This window comes from Streptomyces sp. NPDC002958 (assembly GCF_055563255.1).
The window spans coordinates 36,896-52,488 of record NZ_JBVHDS010000015.1 but is presented as its reverse complement, the minus strand read 5'-3'; the positions used below and the strand labels follow the sequence as shown (position 1 = coordinate 52,488).

General features: G+C 70.8%; 14 protein-coding genes, 2 pseudogenes and 1 riboswitch. Of the genes and pseudogenes, 6 read left to right on the top strand and 10 right to left on the bottom strand.

Annotated features, from left to right (window positions below; translation table 11 throughout):
* The first annotated feature begins 94 nt into the window (after positions 1–94).
* From ACZ3IC_RS23670 to ACZ3IC_RS23655, 4 genes and pseudogenes are all read left to right on the top strand, one after another.
* Entirely contained in the window at positions 95–265 is a 171-nt protein-coding gene (locus ACZ3IC_RS23670) for a helix-turn-helix domain-containing protein (protein WP_467418885.1), read from the top strand.
* Between the two features lie 310 nt (positions 266–575).
* Positions 576–1,481 (top strand): RNA polymerase sigma factor SigF, encoded by a 906-nt coding sequence (locus ACZ3IC_RS23665; protein WP_467418884.1) that lies wholly within the window; start codon positions 576–578, stop codon positions 1,479–1,481.
* 160 nt (positions 1,482–1,641) lie between these two features.
* A pseudogene (locus ACZ3IC_RS23660) lies at positions 1,642–1,892 on the top strand (homoserine O-acetyltransferase); the annotation flags it as partial.
* Between the two features lie 43 nt (positions 1,893–1,935).
* Complete coding sequence (locus tag ACZ3IC_RS23655) at positions 1,936–3,204, top strand: sulfite oxidase (protein WP_467418883.1); 1,269 nt, start codon at positions 1,936–1,938, stop codon at positions 3,202–3,204.
* A 205-nt stretch (positions 3,205–3,409) separates the two neighbouring features.
* Here ACZ3IC_RS23655 and ACZ3IC_RS23650 read toward each other — a convergent pair.
* Positions 3,410–3,979 (bottom strand): annotated as a pseudogene (locus ACZ3IC_RS23650) (adenosylcobinamide amidohydrolase); the annotation flags it as partial.
* 35 nt (positions 3,980–4,014) lie between these two features.
* Positions 4,015–4,413, bottom strand: coding sequence for a hypothetical protein (locus ACZ3IC_RS23645; protein WP_467418881.1), 399 nt, complete (start codon positions 4,411–4,413; stop codon positions 4,015–4,017).
* A 276-nt stretch (positions 4,414–4,689) separates the two neighbouring features.
* Here ACZ3IC_RS23645 and ACZ3IC_RS23640 point away from each other — a divergent pair, with 276 nt between their 5' ends.
* Positions 4,690–5,679, top strand: coding sequence for a DUF2382 domain-containing protein (locus tag ACZ3IC_RS23640; RefSeq protein WP_467418880.1), 990 nt, complete (start codon positions 4,690–4,692; stop codon positions 5,677–5,679).
* Between the two features lie 138 nt (positions 5,680–5,817).
* Here the strand turns inward: ACZ3IC_RS23640 and ACZ3IC_RS23635 are convergent, their stop codons facing one another.
* The 8 genes from ACZ3IC_RS23635 to ACZ3IC_RS23600 all read right to left on the bottom strand — a co-directional run bounded on the left by ACZ3IC_RS23635 (position 5,818) and on the right by ACZ3IC_RS23600 (position 14,031).
* Positions 5,818–6,660, bottom strand: coding sequence for an ABC transporter ATP-binding protein (locus ACZ3IC_RS23635; protein WP_467418879.1), 843 nt, complete (start codon positions 6,658–6,660; stop codon positions 5,818–5,820).
* Positions 6,657–7,748, bottom strand: coding sequence for a FecCD family ABC transporter permease (locus ACZ3IC_RS23630; RefSeq protein WP_467418877.1), 1,092 nt, complete (start codon positions 7,746–7,748; stop codon positions 6,657–6,659). The genes ACZ3IC_RS23635 and ACZ3IC_RS23630 overlap by 4 nt, the downstream gene beginning before the upstream one ends.
* Positions 7,745–8,812, bottom strand: coding sequence for an ABC transporter substrate-binding protein (locus ACZ3IC_RS23625; RefSeq protein WP_467418875.1), 1,068 nt, complete (start codon positions 8,810–8,812; stop codon positions 7,745–7,747). The genes ACZ3IC_RS23630 and ACZ3IC_RS23625 overlap by 4 nt, the downstream gene beginning before the upstream one ends.
* 35 nt (positions 8,813–8,847) lie before the next feature.
* Positions 8,848–9,036: riboswitch (cobalamin riboswitch) on the bottom strand.
* Between the two features lie 76 nt (positions 9,037–9,112).
* Entirely contained in the window at positions 9,113–10,336 is a 1,224-nt protein-coding gene (locus ACZ3IC_RS23620) for a beta-ketoacyl-[acyl-carrier-protein] synthase family protein (RefSeq protein WP_467418873.1), read from the bottom strand.
* On the bottom strand, positions 10,333–10,611 hold the full coding sequence (locus tag ACZ3IC_RS23615) for a phosphopantetheine-binding protein (protein ID WP_467418872.1): 279 nt from the start codon (positions 10,609–10,611) through the stop codon (positions 10,333–10,335). The genes ACZ3IC_RS23620 and ACZ3IC_RS23615 overlap by 4 nt, the downstream gene beginning before the upstream one ends.
* 87 nt (positions 10,612–10,698) lie before the next feature.
* Positions 10,699–10,866 carry a hypothetical protein gene (locus tag ACZ3IC_RS23610; protein WP_467418871.1) on the bottom strand — a complete coding sequence of 56 codons (168 nt, stop codon included), beginning with the start codon at positions 10,864–10,866 and terminating at the stop codon, positions 10,699–10,701.
* A 5-nt stretch (positions 10,867–10,871) separates the two neighbouring features.
* Positions 10,872–12,740 carry an acyl-CoA dehydrogenase family protein gene (locus tag ACZ3IC_RS23605; RefSeq protein WP_467418869.1) on the bottom strand — a complete coding sequence of 623 codons (1,869 nt, stop codon included), beginning with the start codon at positions 12,738–12,740 and terminating at the stop codon, positions 10,872–10,874.
* A 13-nt stretch (positions 12,741–12,753) separates the two neighbouring features.
* Positions 12,754–14,031 carry a beta-ketoacyl-[acyl-carrier-protein] synthase family protein gene (locus ACZ3IC_RS23600; RefSeq protein ID WP_467418867.1) on the bottom strand — a complete coding sequence of 426 codons (1,278 nt, stop codon included), beginning with the start codon at positions 14,029–14,031 and terminating at the stop codon, positions 12,754–12,756.
* A 197-nt stretch (positions 14,032–14,228) separates the two neighbouring features.
* On the opposite strand from ACZ3IC_RS23600, the gene ACZ3IC_RS23595 reads away from it, so the two are divergent.
* A complete protein-coding gene (locus tag ACZ3IC_RS23595) occupies positions 14,229–15,524 on the top strand; it encodes a hypothetical protein (RefSeq protein WP_467418866.1) in 1,296 nt (431 codons plus the stop codon).
* Positions 15,525–15,593 lie beyond the last annotated feature (69 nt).

The window sequence follows — 15,593 nt, the reverse complement described above, 5'->3', positions numbered from 1 at the left end:
ACAGCAGTCCGCCGTGGACGGCGCGCGGACGGCATTGGCCGGAAATCTCAACCGCATTCGGCCGGGCCCGTGGTCGGAGCCTGCGCGAACTGTCGTGGCGACCGGTATCAGCAAGGGGCCGCTGTCCCAGCTCGAACGCGCCGAAGCCAATCCGACCGTCGATGTGCAGATACGGATTGCCGATGTGCTGGACACCAGCTGCACAGATCTACTCCGTCGGCCGCTGCTGCGGCCGGAGATCGCCATCGGCTACTCGCACGGCTGAGGCGTCCGGGTTCCGCCCCGTGGTCGAACCACCGTCGATTTCGACTCAACTACCGCTGGATACAGGCCGGTCGGCCCCCGATGTGCCGTCGGCTGTGGCAGTCTGAAGGCAACCGCCCCACCGGGCTCCCCCGTACCGGTGGGGCGGTTCCGCTGTCCGGTGTGTCTCGCCTGCGCCGATATGACGGAGGGCCACAACAATTCCCGGCCATTCGTGCCGTGCAACCTGATCAACTTCCGCTTTTCCGCATGGGAGCTTCCTCCGGGGGCAGACGCATACACCTCACCTACGACCCGGGGAGCGTGACGAGATGACGGCGCACACTGCGCGGACCGCCGATGCGGAGCGAGCGGAGAGTGCACGGTCGACACCGACAGGCGTGCCGGCCGACACCGGCGACCTGCCGTGGATCGAGGACGCGGGAAAGGTCGCCCCGGCGGATGCGCGCGCACTGTCCCGGCTGTTCTTCGACCGGCTCCAGGTCCTGGAGGAGGGAACCCCCGCCCATCAGTACGCGCGCAGCACCCTCATCGAGATGAACCTCTCCCTCGTCCGGTTCGCCGCCGGACGGTTCCGGAACCGGAGCGGCGGCGACATGGAGGACATAGTCCAGGTCGGCACCATCGGGCTGATCAAGGCCATCGACCGGTTCGATCTCTCCCGCGAGGTCGAGTTCACCTCCTTCGCGGTCCCGTACATCACCGGCGAGATAAAACGGTTCTTCCGCGACACCAGCTGGGCGGTGCATGTCCCGCGCCGGCTGCAGGAGTTGCGGGTCGACATCGCCAGGACCAAGGAGTCCCTGGCCACGGAGCTCGACCGCGCCCCCACCGTTCCCGAGCTCGCCGAACAGCTGGGGCTCAGCGAGGACGAGGTCTCCGAGGGCATCGTGGCGGCCAATGGGTACACGGCAGGGTCACTGGACATGCCGGCCGACACGGCGGACACGGGTCGGCGCAACGCACCGGGGCGCACCTTCGCCGATGTCCTGGGCGGACCCGATCCCGCCATGGAGACGGTCGAGAATCTGCACACGCTCGCACCGCTGCTGGGCGATCTCGACGAACGTGAGCGTCGCATCATCGACCTGCGTTTCGGCCGGGAGATGACCCAGTCCCAGATCGGCGCGGAGCTCGGCATCTCGCAGATGCACGTGTCGCGGCTGATCAGCAGGATTCTGCGCAAGCTCCGCAGCGGGATGTTCGTCGATGAGTGACCTGGGTGGACACGGTCTTGGGCTGATACGTCGACCTGTGTCCCCCTCACTCGTCTGCCCGGCAATCGTGCTCATACATGGCGGCCGAATGACATCGGGTGCCCTCGCCGGCCGCTCCGCAGCCCGCGAGGCGCTGTCCATCGAGCGGTGGGCTGCGCTGATCGGTGGATCGATGGGCGGCAGGCAGGCGCTGCGCCGTGCGCGGATGCCCGCACTGATCGCGGGCGTCGACTCCGACCGGCTCCATCCCCCGTCGCAGCAGGCAGGGTTGGCGTCGCTGCTGCCGGGTACGGACCGGCTCAGGGCCGTGGAGTCTGTCCATGGCACGACGGGTTCCTGATCGAGACGCGTCAGGTCGGGGCCCTGGTACGGGAGCTGCTGTCCGCTCGGCCCGACGTCCCGGGCCCCTGATTCACCACCACTGTCCCTCTGACCTCGCCCTCTGGAGTCGTTCATGAGATCCATTCCACCGTCCGAGGCCGCGTACGACGGGATGCGGCTGCGCCAGTGGTCGCGCGGTGCCGCACGGTCTGCCGGTATCGAGCGCCGTGATCTGCTGAAACTGGTGACGGCCGCCGCGGCGTCCGGGCCTCTGGCCGGGCTCGCCGCTCCCGCGCACGCGGCGGCCACCGCGGCCTCACCCGCGCCGGGGATCGTAAAGCCGCTGCCGCCCGACGTGTTCACCGTGCGCGGCACCAACGCCGAGACGAACTTCGCGGCGTTGCGCCAGACCGGGCTGCTCACACCGGCCGACCGTTTCTTCGTACGCAATCACACCGGCACCCCGCGGATCGCCGCGGCGCACTGGAAGCTCACCGTCTGGGGCAGCGGTCTGAGGGGCCCGGCCGTGGAGTTCACGTACGACGAGCTGCGGGCGCTGCCTTCGGTCACCCGTACCGCGTTCGTCGAGTGCGCGGGCAACGCCCGCAGCTTCTACACGACCCAGCAGAACCAGCAGGTCAGTGGCACCGCCTGGACCCTTGGCGCGATCGGCACGGCCCGCTGGCGCGGGGTGCGGCTCGCCGATGTGCTGCGCAGTGCGGGACTCGGCACGGACGCGGTGGATGTGCTGCCACGCGGTCTGGACGACGACGTGATCAGCGACGGGATCAATCTGGGCCGGGTGCGCAGACCGCTGCCGGTGACGAAGGCGCTGGACGACGTACTGCTCGCGTACGAGATGAACGGGGAGCCGCTGCCGCCCGATCACGGCCATCCGGTGCGGCTGATCGTGCCGTCCTGGGTCGGCATCGCGAACATCAAGTGGGTCGGCGACATCGAGGTGAGCGCGGAGCCCCTGCTCTCCCCGTGGAACACCAGTCTCTACCGGCTGTTCGGCCCCGCCTACCCGCCGGAGGGCAGTGCTCCGCTGACCCGGCCGACGCTGAAGAGCGCCTTCGAGGTGGCGCCCGGTGCGTCGTTCCCCGCCCGACAACACCATGTGCTGACGGGACGCTCATGGTCGGGCGGGGCACCTGTGCGTACGGTCGAGGTCAGCACCGACGGGGGCGTCCGGTGGCGGCGCGCACGGCTGCGCGACGAGCCGAGGATCGGGAGCTGGGTCCGCTGGTCGGCCGACTGGCTGCCGAGAGACCGCGGGCCGGCCGTCCTGCTGGCGCGGGCCACGGACCGAACGGGCCGTACCCAGCCGGAGGTTGCCGCCCACAACACGCAGGGCTACCTGTTCGACGCCGTGGTACGGCACGAGGTGCGGGTCGTCTGACGAGCCATGTGGCCGGATCGCTCCGGCACCCCGGTCCGGCCGGCCGGACCGGGGCTCAGTCGCCGCCCTTCTCCATGGCGCGGCCCGCGTAGTAGGTGGCGATCATGTCCTCGCCACCGCGCCCGTCCTCGGTACCGGAATCATGGGATTCGCATGGGCCCGGAATCTGCTGCGGGCCGGACTCGACGTCCGTGTGCTGCCGCAGCGCACCGTCGCGGACGGCAGTGTGCACGGCCCTGGCGAGTCGCGCACCCCAGCGGGAACGGGGTCCCGCGAAGGGTTCGCCGGGGGCGGGTCCCGGGGAGGGGGCGGCGATACAGACAGCGTCGGTGGGCGTGCCGGAGCAGTCGAGACCCGCGTCCAGGAGTGCCTGGACCTTGGCCTCGGTGGCCGTGGCGACCGCATTGACGAGTGCGGCGTCGGAGAGTGCCACCGGCAGGGTGACGACGATATTGACCGTGCCCGGCCGGGGCGGTCCCTCGGTTCCCCCGGCCGGGGCGGCGGCCCAGCCGCGTACACCGAGTCCGCAGGTGGCGGTCGCCGTCACCCCCTCGTCGGTCGCGGCGGTGTACGCGGTGACATCGGCGGCCGTCATCAGCCCGGCACCGGGTCCGGTGAGGTGTTCCGCGGCGGCGATCTCGGCGAGGTGGTGGTCGGGGTCCAGACGTGGATAACCGCCGGGCACCTGGGCGTTGAGGATCCAGGCACGCGGACCGATGCCCCCGCCGAGCACGGCGCTGCTGCACACCCGCCACCCCGGCCCGAGTCGCCACACCAGATGGTGGAGGTCCAGACCGTCCTCGTGCCGGGTCAGCAGTTCACCGCGCTGCTCGGGCAGCCGGACGCGTACGGAACGGATGGGCACCCCCGGTGGCACGGCAGGACGAGTTCAGCAGTCGGCCGGTCGATCATATGCGCCGGGGATTCGGCGACCCGGAGCGGTGCCGCGGAGCAGTTCCGTTCCCCCGGTGGTGGACAGCAGGGCCGAAGCCGTACCCGAAGCGTCGTCGCGCTGTTGCCGACGAAGCCCGCACGGTGGGGCAGCGCGGTCCCGGGGACGGCGAGGTCCAGCCCCGGGAAGCGGGTGAACAGCTGCTCCAGGGCGATCGTGGCCTCCATCCGGGCGAGCGGCACGCCCCGGCAGTAGTGCGGTCCGTGGCCGAGCGAGAGTGGGGCCGGGGCAGCGGCGGCCCCGGCCGGCCTGGTCATGTCGAACCAGTGTCGCGCCCTTCGGCCGCTCAGCCCCGGTTCTCGTGTCCGAATTCCGAGCGCATACCTTCCACGCCTCACCCGAATGGCCTAACGGAAGAGCGGTGTGCGCACCGCCGTGACGGGCTGCCACCGCCGAAGCGCCGCGCACATGGCGGCCGACCTCCAGATGCGGGGAGGTTGCAGCGTCCATCCGGGTGAGGCGCCATGGAAATCGGACGCGCCTCCCCTGATGGCCCCAGCCACAGGACGCGCCCGGGCGAGGAGGAATCGGCCATGGGAGCCGCTGACGGTTTCACGGATTCCGGAGAGCTGGACGGCCTGACGGTGTACGACACCGCGGGCGAGAAGATCGGCAGTGTGGGCCGGGTGTATATCGACGACAACACCGGCCGCCCGGACTGGATCACGGTGAAGACCGGCCTGTTCGGCATGAAGGAGAGTTTCGTTCCTCTTGCCGGGGCCCGTCGTGTGGGCTCCGACCTGCACATCTCGCATCCCAAGAACCGCGTCAAGGAAGCCCCCCGGGTGGACGCGGACGCGCATCTGTCCGTGGCTGAGGAGGAAGAGCTCTACCGCCACTACGGCCTTGCCAGGAACACCACCGCAAGGCTCGGCGGCCGGTCGGACACGGGAACCACGCAGGCGTCCGGGACCGACACCACGGCCATGGGCGCGGCCGGCACCGGGCGCACCACCGGGAGCGACAAGCCGACCATGGCCGGCACCTCTCCCTCCGGTACGGGCACCGGCAGGCACCGCGACACCGAGACGGCGGGCACGGCCCGTCCCCTCGTCGGTGCCGGGGCAGGCTCCGAGCGGTCCGCCGCCGACCTGGGCGGCAAGGAGGAGATGATCCGCTCCGAGGAGCAACTGCACGTCGGCACCGAGGAGTACGTAAGCGGCAAGGCACGCCTGCACAAGTACGTCGTCACCGAGCACGTCACCAGGACGGTGCCGGTGTCTCACGAAGAGGTACGTGTGATCCGTGAACCGCTGCAGCCCGGCAACAGGGCGACGGGGCCTGCCCACATCCGTGAGCAGGATGTCGAGGTCACCCTGCACGCCGAGCGCACCACCACGCGCAAGGAGACTGTGCCCATCGAGCGGGTGCGGATGGAGACCAAGAAGGTGACCGAGCAGAAGGAGGTCTCCGCCGACCTCCGCAAGGAGCAGATCGACTACACAGACGGCAAGAACACCGGTGGCAAGGACATGGGTGGCAAGGACATGGGTGGCGATTTCGGCCAGGGACGCCGCGGCTGACCCCCGCGCACCGCGGCGGACAGCCGCGCCGAGACCGCGAGTGAGGGGTGGACCCGTGTTGCACCAGGGTCCGCCCTCTCGGCGTCGAGAACCGGGCCGCTCGCCGTGCAGGCACCGTCACGGCCAGGGCACCCGCCGCTACGGCCGCACGTTCCCCTCCTGCACCGTCGGCCCTGTCCGCCACGTCGGCCCCAACGGCCGCTCCGGCAGGAAGCGCACCGACGGCCGCCCGTCGGGGCCGTCCGGGGTGACCCGCGCCCTGACGCGGTAGACATCGGCGATGAGCCGCTCGGTGATCACTTCCGACGGAGTCCCGGCGGCCACCACCCGCCCCTCCTTCATGACGACGATCCGATCGCAGAACATCGCGGCCAGATTGAGGTCGTGCAGAGCGATCACCCCGGTGAGGGGCAGCGAGGTGATGAGCGCCAGCAGTTCCAGCTGGTGCTGGATGTCGAGGTGGTTCGTCGGCTCGTCGAGCAGCAGTTCACGCGGCTGCTGGGCCAGTGCGCGCGCGATCTGGACACGTTGCCGCTCGCCTCCGGAGAGGGTGTGCCAGGACTGGTCGCCTCGGTCGGCGAGACCGGTCCGCTCCAGCGCTTCGCGCACCGCGTCGTCATCCGCCCGGCCGGGCGCCGACCAGGCCCTGCGGTGCGGGACGCGCCCGAGGCGTACCACGTCCAGCACGCTCAACTCGACCTGGGTGACGGCATGCTGGTCGACCACGGCGACCCGCTGGGCCACGGCCCTGCGGCCGATCTCGTCGAGTCGGCGGCCGTCGAGGGTGACCACGCCCGTCTCCGGGACGAGGACTCCCGCAAGCACCCGCAACAGGGTGGACTTGCCGGAGCCGTTCGGCCCGAGCAGCCCGACGGTTGCGCCGGGCGGCGGGGCGAGACGGACCCCGTCGAGGATGAGACGGCCGCCCGCCTCCCGGCTGACCCGTTCGGCACGCAGCCCCTCGGTGGCTCCACCCGTCATGTGATCCTCCGGGTGCGGTACAGGACCAGGACGAACGCGGGTACGCCGATGAGTGCGGTGACAACGCCCACGGGCACCTCCTGCGGGTCGAGTACCGTCCTGGCCAGGGTGTCGACCCAGACCAGGAACACAGCCCCGGCCAGTGCGGTGACCGGCAGCAGCCGCCGGTGTCCGGAGCCGGCGAGCGCCCGGGCGGCGTGCGGCAGCACCAGGCCGACGAAGCCGATGGCGCCGGCCGCGCTGACGAGGACGGCGGTCAGCAGCGCGGTCGTGCAGAGCAACACGAGCCGGGTGCGTGCGACATGGACGCCGAGCGTGGCGGCGGCGTCCTGGCCGAACGCGAAGGCGTCGAGCGTACGGGCATGGCCGAGGCAGATCAGCAGCGTCACGACGAGAACGACGGAGCAGATCCACACATCGGTCCAGCCGACCCCGCTGAGCGAGCCGAGCAGCCAGAACAGCACCCCGCGGGCCTGCTCGGCATCGGCGGAGGTCATCACGACGAAGGAAGTGAGCGCGGAGAACAACTGCATGGCCGCGACACCGGAGAGGACGACCCGGTCGGTCGTGCCGCCCAGGGTGTGACTCAGCAGCAGGACGAGGGCGAACGAGCACAGTGCGCCGATGAACGCGCCGGTCGAGATCGAGACCGCTCCCCCGCCGACCCCGAGGACGACGACCACGACCGCGCCGGTGGACGCGCCGGAGGAGACACCGAGGACGAACGGGTCGGCGAGCGGGTTGCGGAGCAGGGACTGCATGACGGTGCCGCACACCGCGAGCCCGGCACCGCACACCGCGGCGAACAGGGTGCGCGGCATACGCAGGTTCCAGATGATGCCGTCCCGGATCGGGGTGAGCCGTGACCGGCCCCAGCCGAGGTGGGAGGCGACTGTGGACCAGACGTCGGCCACGGAGATCCGGGCGGGGCCGACGGTGACGGCGACCGCGACGGACAGCACGAGCAGCGCGATGCCGCAGAGCCACAGGGCCCCGCCGCGCAGCTTCCGCACCCCCTTCCCACGGCGCGCGGACGCCTCGGAGGCCCGCGGTACGTCCACGGCCGTGGCCCGTTCGGTGTCCGTCACCCCGTGAGACCGAACGTGCGCAGCCCGGCGGCGACGCGTTCCACACCCTCGACCGTCCGGATGGACGGGTTCATGGCCTGGCCGCTCAGCAGGACGTACCGCTTGTGCCTGACAGCGTCCATGTTCTTCGTGACGGGGTTGGACTCCAGGAACTCGATCTTCTTCGCGGCGCTCTCGGCGGTCTGTGCCTTACGGGTCAAATCGCCGATGACCAGGACGTCGGGGTTGCGGTCGGCGACGGTTTCCCAGCTGATCTGGGGCCATTCCTCATGGGTGTCGTCGAAGACGTTCTTCGCGCCGAGTTCCCTGGTGATGATGCCGGGTGCTCCGCAGCAGCCGGCCAGGTACGGGGCGTTTGAGTCGGAGAACCAGTAGAGGAGGGTGGCATCAGAGGCGTCGACGCCCTCGGTCGCCTTCTTCACCCGGGCCCGCAGCTGCGCCACGAGCGTCTCGCCGCGTTTTTGCACACCGAACACCCTGGCCAGGTCGCGCACTTCGCCGTAGACGCTGTCCATGGTCAGTGGCGCCGTGCGGGCCCCGTCGCCGCCGCCGCTGTTGTCCTTGCCGGTGCAGTCGGCGGGCGAGACATAGGTGGGGACGCCGAGTTCCTCGAACTGTTCGCGGGGTGCGACGCCGCCCTTGGCGAGTGTCGACTCGAACGACGCGCTGATGAAGTCGGGTTCCTGGTCGAGGACCTTTTCCGACGACGGCCGGTTGTCCGCGATCCTGGGCACCTCGGCGTTGGCCTTCTCCAGGCCCTTCATCACCGGGTCGGTCCAGGTCGAGGTGGCGGCCATCCGGTCGGCGAGGCCGAGGGAGAGGAGGATCTCCGTCGATCCCTGGTCGACCGAGACGGCGTGGTGCGGTGCGGCTTCGACGGTGACGGTGCGTCCGCAGTTCTTCAGCGTGACCGGGTATCCGTCGGCGGGGCCGGACTTCGCGGCGGATCTGTTCGTTCCGCCCCCGCAAGCGGTCAGCAAAACGAGTCCCGCCGAGAACAGGGCCATGGTGCGGACGGGGCTGGCTATGGACGGCACAAAGTCCCTCTGCGTCTCTGGGCTCATGCGCGGAGCCCGCTGTACGAATTCCTGCGCCCGGTACCGGGTCGCAGGTGCCAGCAGGTCTTCGGACTCGGGTTCCTACGGACGGGACGCCTTCCCAGGACACCCGAGGGTGGTCCCAGTGGCCGTGGCCCCGCCCGTCCCCCTCACCGCTGCGCGTCAGTTCCGGATTCTCACCGGATTCCCTGACCCCTACGTGGAGTTCGACTGGCTCCGGCAAGCTATCACGAGCCTCTGCGCAGCTCGCGGGCGGTGGGCCGGTGGTACGCCGGGCTGTGTCCCGTCGCACCACCTGCCTGATGCCTACGGACGCTGAAGAGCGATCACGGCGTTGTGTCCGCCGAAGCCGAAGGAGTGGCTGACGGCGCGCCGGATGGGCTTCCGCAGCGGTTGCCCGGTCACGCAGTTGATGTCGAACTCGGGCGCCGGGGCGTCCAGGTTCGCGATCGGCGGTACGACTCCGCGTTGGAGCGTCAGGACGGTCAGCCCTGCCTCGATCGCTCCGGCCGCCCCCATGCAGTGCCCCAGTACGCCCTTCGGGGCGGTGACGGGCGGCCGGTGCGGGTATACCCGGCCGATGAGGGCGGCCTCGGTGGCGTCGTTGCTCGGTGTCGCCGTGCCGTGTGCGTTGACGTGCTCGACGTCCTCGGCCGCCCAGCCCGCGTCGCGCAGTGCGGCCTCGACCGCTGCCTGGGCGACCGCGCCGGACGGGTGCGGGCTGGTGGGGTGGTGGGCGTCGGTGGTGGCGCCGGTGCCCGCGAGCAGGGCCCGTGGCACGGCGCCCCGGGCTGCGGCGGCGTCCGCCCGTTCCAGCACCATGACGGCGGCGCCCTCGCCCATGACCAGCCCGGCACGGTCGGCCGCGAAGGGCCGGCACAGCAGGGCCGGGTCGCCGTCCGTCCGGGCCCCGGCTCCGGACCTGGCGAACCCGGCCATGGCGACCGGGTACACGATCGACTCGGTGGCTCCGGCGATCGCGATGTCGCACTGCCCGGTGACCAGCAGATCGCGGGCGACGGACAGCGCGGTGACACCGGACGAACAGGCGGTGCACGGCGCCAGACTGGGACCGGTGGCCCGCAGCTGGATGGCGATCTCGGCCGCGGGCATGTTCGGAATGGTGAGCAGAATGCCCGACGGTGAGGTGGCATCCGGTCCGAGCCGGTCGAGCACGACGGCCTGCTCGGTCAGCGAGGCGGAACCTCCGCTGCTGGTGCCGACGACCACCGCGACCCGGCTGCCGTCCCACTGCCCCGGTTCGAGCCCGGCGTCGGCGACCGCCTCCCGGGCGGCGAGAACGGCGAACTTGACGTACTTCCCCATCCGGAAGGACGTACGGCCGCCGATCGCCGCGTCCAGGTCGATTCCGTCGACCATGCAGGCGAAGTCGATCGCGCATCCTTCGAGCTCCGCGACGGTGCGGGCCGGCGAGACTCCGGCGCACACACCCTTCCAGGTGGATTCGGTGTCGTTGCCGACCGGGGTGATCATTCCCAGGCCGGTGACGGCGATGGCTCGCTCGTTCATCGGGCGTTGCTCATCGGTGCCTCGCCGCCCACCAGTGCCCCTCTGCCGGCTGTCACGTCGATGAACCGCGTGATGTCGGCCAGGGTGGCGTCCTTGGGGAGCTTGTCGAAGCCCCCGTCGCCGCCCACCGTCTCCCTGACGAGGACGGCGAACTCGGCAACGGCCAGGGAGTCCATCTCCAGGCTGTCCATCGTGGAGTCCGGGCGGATCTCGGCGGCGGGCACTTTGAAGGTGTGTGTCAGAACCTCGGTGATCTTGGGATGAATCGTACTCATGAGCTTCCTCTCCATTACTGGGTACGTCTGTCGGCGACGGTGCGGGGACGGTCCCGACGCCGAATCAACTGGGTGGCGTGCCTCCAGTTACGCCTTGTGGCGAACCGATTCGCCACCGCCCTGGTGCGGCTCTGTGCACCACCGGGCCAGGACGGCTGCCGTACCCCAGAAGGCCAGCAGCACGGCACGGACACCGAGGGCCCCGGCCGCCTCCCGCACCCGCCGGGTCCGTACGGCTGTTGCCGCCCTTGTCACAGCCCTCACCTCTTTCCCGCAACGGTCGCCCGGCCCCCGTCCGTCTGCCAGGCGGCCGCCGGATCGTCGTACGCATCGACGTAGTCGACCCCCGCGATGGGCCAGTCGGCGAGCAGTTCCCGCGGCAGTGCGAAGGAGTCGACGAGGGCGGGCAGATGAGGGGCCACGGCGGTGATCAGCTGTTCCACGGCGTCCGGCAGACTGTTTACCTGGTCTGCCGTCAACTGCCCTGCGGCCAGCAGATCACCGCAGTTGCGGGCGATCCGGTCGAGTGCGAACAGCCGCTGCAGCTCGGCCAGTCGCTCACGGGCGGGCCCGTCCGGCAGACCGGCCACTGCGTCCGTGTACGCCTCGGCCGCCTGCCGGTGGGCGTGGGCCTCGACGCCGCGCAGGGCGGGACCGGCTGCGGCGTTCCACCGCTCCAGCGGATCGCCGTGCGGTGCGCGGCCCATCCGATCCCGGGCACGGGCGAACCAGATCTGCTCCACGGCCGCCAGGAGCCGGACGAGGAGACCGGGGTCGGTGAGATCACCGGATTCGCCGCCGGAGGCGTCGTACCCGGCCGGTTCGGTGGCGAAGAGCATTTCCGCGGCGGCCTTGGCGTGAATGGCCAGGTTGTCGCCCTCGGCGGTGATGGCGCCCTCCACCCCGGTGATGAGGTCGCTCATGCCATTGTTCTCCAGAAGTGCCTGGGCACCGCACCGTTCACGGCATTCGACGATCACGGACCTGGCCTGCCAGGTGATCCACCCCTTGGCGACCGCGACCAGCCGCTCCGCCTCCTGACGGCCCGCACCCGAGCCGTCCTCCCGCCTCTCCCAGCGGTCCAGGGCCCTGCGGTGCAGCAGACTCATCGCGAAGACGGTGGCCATGGCCAGGGCGAGGGGGCCGTGATGGCTGCGGTGGGCGATCACCGGTACCTGCCACGAGCCGCGGGGTCCGGAGATGTACCGGTGACCGCCGTATCGGACCGCGACGGCCAGCGTCGCGCGCGCGGAGCCGACCGCACAGGCGCTCATCGAGATCTTGCCGGAGGTGACGCGCCCGATCGACGCGAGAAGGCGGCGCCTGCGGTTACCGATGGTGCTGCTGAACGCACCGTCGTCTCCGATCCGTCCGTGGTCCCCGCCGAGCAGCGCGTCGCGCCCCACGAAGACCTGGTCGAAGGAGGTCAGGCAGTGGTCCACCGGGCTTCCCATGCGTGCGGGAAGTCGGCGGACCCGTACACCGGGCAGGGCCCGTACGGCATCGGTGAGCGGTACGAGGAAGAGGAAGACCCCGTGATCGGCGCCGTCGGCGAGCAGACGCGCGGCCACGAGACCGGTCTTGGGGCCTCCGGCCGGACTGGTGTTGGGCATGAATTTCTGGGCGCCGGCATGCGGCGTGTGCAGCACAAACCCGTCGCGTTCGCGGTCGTAGGAGGCTGTGGTCTCGACAGCCGCCGCGTCGTTGCCGTGCGCCACCTCTGTACAGAGAAAGGTGCCGATGCTCCGCAGCCGGAGAAAACCCGACAGATCGCGGTGGCTGTCGCCGTCGTGGTCGATGAGGCTGCCGAGAAAGAGGTTGTAGTGGATGCCCGCCACCGTGGTGAGGGCCGGGTCGACCGGGCCGAGCCATTCGTGCAGGGCCGCGAGGGCACGTGGGTCGGCGGCGAGCCGGGCGCCGCTGTCGAGGCATTCGTTGAGGATCCGCAGCCGCTCGTACGCGAGGTGCAGGCGCTCGTCGGAAGTGGGGCGGTCGGGGCGGCGGAACGGTTCTGTGCTGATCAGCCGCTGCCAGAAGCCGTGCTCCCGGCGGAAGTTGTCGCCGAAGAGCACACCGGTGAGAAGTTCCACGGACCGTTCGGTGGAGGGGCTGTCGATCATTGCGGTCATGAGAGAAGAACGATCAGCGAACGGCGAGGACACCGGGGGCCAGCTGCGCTGGGCCGTCCGCTTCGACGCGTTGGAAGGCGAGCGCGACGTTGTGACCGCCGAAGCCGAAGGAGTGGCTGAGCGCCCGCTCGACGTGCTGCGTGCGCGGCTCCTTGACCACACAGTCGAGGTCGAACCCGTCCGGCAGGGCGTCCAGGTTGGCGATCGGCGGGACGAGACCGTGCTCCAGCGTCAGTACGGTGGCCACCGCTTCGATCGCCCCGGACGCGGCGAGGGTGTGCCCGAGCACACCCTTCGGGGCGGTCACCGACGGACGGTGGGGGAACATCCCCGAGATGAGCTCGGTCTCCATCGCGTCGTTCAACGGGGTCGATGTGCCGTGCGCATTGATGTGGTCGACCTCGTGGGCCGCCCAGTCCGCCTCGTGCAGCGCCGCCTCCACGGCCCTGCGCGCACCGGCACCGCCCGGGTCCGGGGCCGTGGGGTGGTGGGCATCGGTGCCGGAGCCCGCACCGGTCAGCAGCGCGCGTGCCCGTCCGCCACGGGCGTGCGCATCGAGCGCCCGCTCCAGCACGAGCACGGCGGCCCCCTCACCGATCACGAACCCGTCCCGGTCCGCGGCGAACGGCCGCGACGCGCCCGCCGGATCGCCGGTACGCAGGGAGAGCGCTCCCATTCCCGCGAAGGCACTGACCACCAGCGGAGTCAGTACGGACTCCGCGCCACCTGCCACCACCACATCGCACCGGCCGCTGGTCAGCAGATCACGGGCCACGGCGATCGCGGTCGCCCCGGACGCACACGCCGTAGCCGGTGCCAGACTGGGGCCGTGGGCCCGCAGGGCGATGGCCACCTCCCCGGCGGCGGCGTTGGGCATCATCATCGGGACCAGGAGCGGCGACACCGCCTCGGCTCCGCCCTCGTCCAGCCTGCGCAGATTGTCGACGAGCACCGACACCCCGCCCACACCGACGCCCAGCACCACGCCCACCCGGTCGCCGTCCCACCGCTCCGGTGACAGCCCGGCGTCCGCCACCGCCTGACGGGCGGCGACCAGCGCCATCTTCACGAACCGTGCCATCCGCCACACCGAGCGTCCGCCGACGGCCTCGTCCAGGTCGATCCCGTCCACCGGACAGGCGAAGTCGACCGGCAGCCCGGCCAGTTCCTCGCAGCTCCGGGCCACGGACACACCGGAGCACAGTCCCGCCCAGAAGGTGTGCTCGTCCGTGCCTGCGGGAGTCACCACCCCTACTCCCGTCACCGCGACGCCCATGTCGGCCCGCCCCATGTTCGGCCCTTTCTCCGTAATCGATCACGCCTACCGGTTGTCGAACGGCAGTAGCCCCGGCAAGGATGCGGTCCCTGAGCCGAACGGGTCACCGATGGGCCGGGTGGACCGACCCGCGCCGCGCGTCCGGTGACCGCGTTCACCCGTCCGCAGCAGTCCGCCGCGCTGTGCGCACCGGCAGGGCATCCCCTGGGGACATGGAAGCGGACGGTAACCGGTCGAAGCCCCCGGAAGCGGGCGCGGAACTGGAGGCGCTGCGCGCCAGGGTGGCGGTGCTGGAGGCCCATGCCCCGGCTCGGCACCGGCCGCGGGCCCGTTCGTTCTTCGCCGCGCTGCTCATCCTCGTCGCGGTCGTCCTCACGCCGCTGAGCATCGTGTCCACCTGGGCGAAGAACGAGATCGGCGACACCGACAACTATGTGGCGATGATGGCGCCGCTCGCATCCGATCCCGATGTGCAGTCCGCGGTGACCCATCGCGTCACCGACGCCGTCATGAAACACCTCGATATGAAGGCGCTGCTGGCCGACGTCGCCCCTGCGGACCGGCCGGTCGTCGACGAGGCGCTCTCACCGCTGAGCGCCCTCCTCACCACGGGAGTTACGGACTTCGTGCACGGGACCGTGGAGAAGTTCGTCACCAGCGACGCCTTCGAGACGATCTGGACCGACCTCAACCGGACCGCCCAGTCCGCAGCGATGAAGGCACTGACCGGGAGCGGCGGCGGGGCGGTCGAGCTCACCGACGACACCGTCACCATCGACCTCGCACCGGTCATCGACCGGGTCAAGCAACGCCTCGTCGACCGGGGGGTGACGATCGCCGCGAAGATCCCGGAGCTCCACACCGACTTCACGGTGCTGACTTCCGCCTCGGTCGGCAAGACCCAGAAGTGGCTCCGCGCCCTCCAGATCATCGGCTTCTGGCTGCCGTTGGTCACGCTGGTGTCGGCCGCGGGCGGAGTGCTTCTCGCGGTGCGTCGCCGTCGCGCACTGGTCATGACGGCGCTCTCGGTCGCGGCGGGTGCCGCGGTGCTCGGGCTGGCCGTGTGGGTGGGCCGCGCGTTCTATCTCGACAGTCTTCCGCCCGGGGTGTCGCAGCCGGCGGCCGGTTCCGTCTTCGACGCCCTGGCAGGCCACGTGCGCACCCTGGTCCGACTGGTCGTCACGCTCGGCATCGTGGTGGCCCTCGCCGCATGGCTCACCGGTGACGGCCGCGCCGCGGCCCACGTCCAGGCGATGTGGAGCGGCGGCATCGGTGCCGTACGGGACGCGGCCGGTGTCACCGGCGGCCCGGTCGGCGGGTGGGTGCACCGCGCCAGGCACTGGCTGAACTGGACGGTGGTCGTGGTGGCCGCGGCGGTCCTGGTGGTGTGGGACCGGCCGACGGGTCTGGTCACCGTGTGGATCGCGCTGTGCGCGCTGTTCGGCCTCGCCGTCATCGAGTTCCTCGACGACGACGGCAGCACGCACCTGGCGGCGCCCGGGCAATGAACGGGTAGTGGACGCTTCCTACCATCTCCCGGCGTCATTGCCCAGCATACGGAGGGACTCCGGTGACGC

Excerpts from the sequence above, each read along its gene's own strand:
- ACZ3IC_RS23605 (WP_467418869.1), bottom strand. The coding sequence starts at position 12,740 with ATGACCGCAATGATCGACAGCCCCTCCACCGAACGGTCCGTGGAACTT.
- ACZ3IC_RS23655 (WP_467418883.1), top strand. The coding sequence starts at position 1,936 with ATGAGATCCATTCCACCGTCCGAGGCCGCGTACGACGGGATGCGGCTG.
- ACZ3IC_RS23640 (WP_467418880.1), top strand. The coding sequence starts at position 4,690 with ATGGGAGCCGCTGACGGTTTCACGGATTCCGGAGAGCTGGACGGCCTG.
- ACZ3IC_RS23600 (WP_467418867.1), bottom strand. The coding sequence starts at position 14,031 with ATGGGGCGGGCCGACATGGGCGTCGCGGTGACGGGAGTAGGGGTGGTG.
- ACZ3IC_RS23665 (WP_467418884.1), top strand. The coding sequence starts at position 576 with ATGACGGCGCACACTGCGCGGACCGCCGATGCGGAGCGAGCGGAGAGT.
- ACZ3IC_RS23615 (WP_467418872.1), bottom strand. The coding sequence starts at position 10,611 with ATGAGTACGATTCATCCCAAGATCACCGAGGTTCTGACACACACCTTC.
- ACZ3IC_RS23595 (WP_467418866.1), top strand. The coding sequence starts at position 14,229 with ATGGAAGCGGACGGTAACCGGTCGAAGCCCCCGGAAGCGGGCGCGGAA.
- ACZ3IC_RS23645 (WP_467418881.1), bottom strand. The coding sequence starts at position 4,413 with ATGACCAGGCCGGCCGGGGCCGCCGCTGCCCCGGCCCCACTCTCGCTC.
- ACZ3IC_RS23635 (WP_467418879.1), bottom strand. The coding sequence starts at position 6,660 with ATGACGGGTGGAGCCACCGAGGGGCTGCGTGCCGAACGGGTCAGCCGG.
- ACZ3IC_RS23625 (WP_467418875.1), bottom strand. The coding sequence starts at position 8,812 with ATGAGCCCAGAGACGCAGAGGGACTTTGTGCCGTCCATAGCCAGCCCC.
- ACZ3IC_RS23620 (WP_467418873.1), bottom strand. The coding sequence starts at position 10,336 with ATGAACGAGCGAGCCATCGCCGTCACCGGCCTGGGAATGATCACCCCG.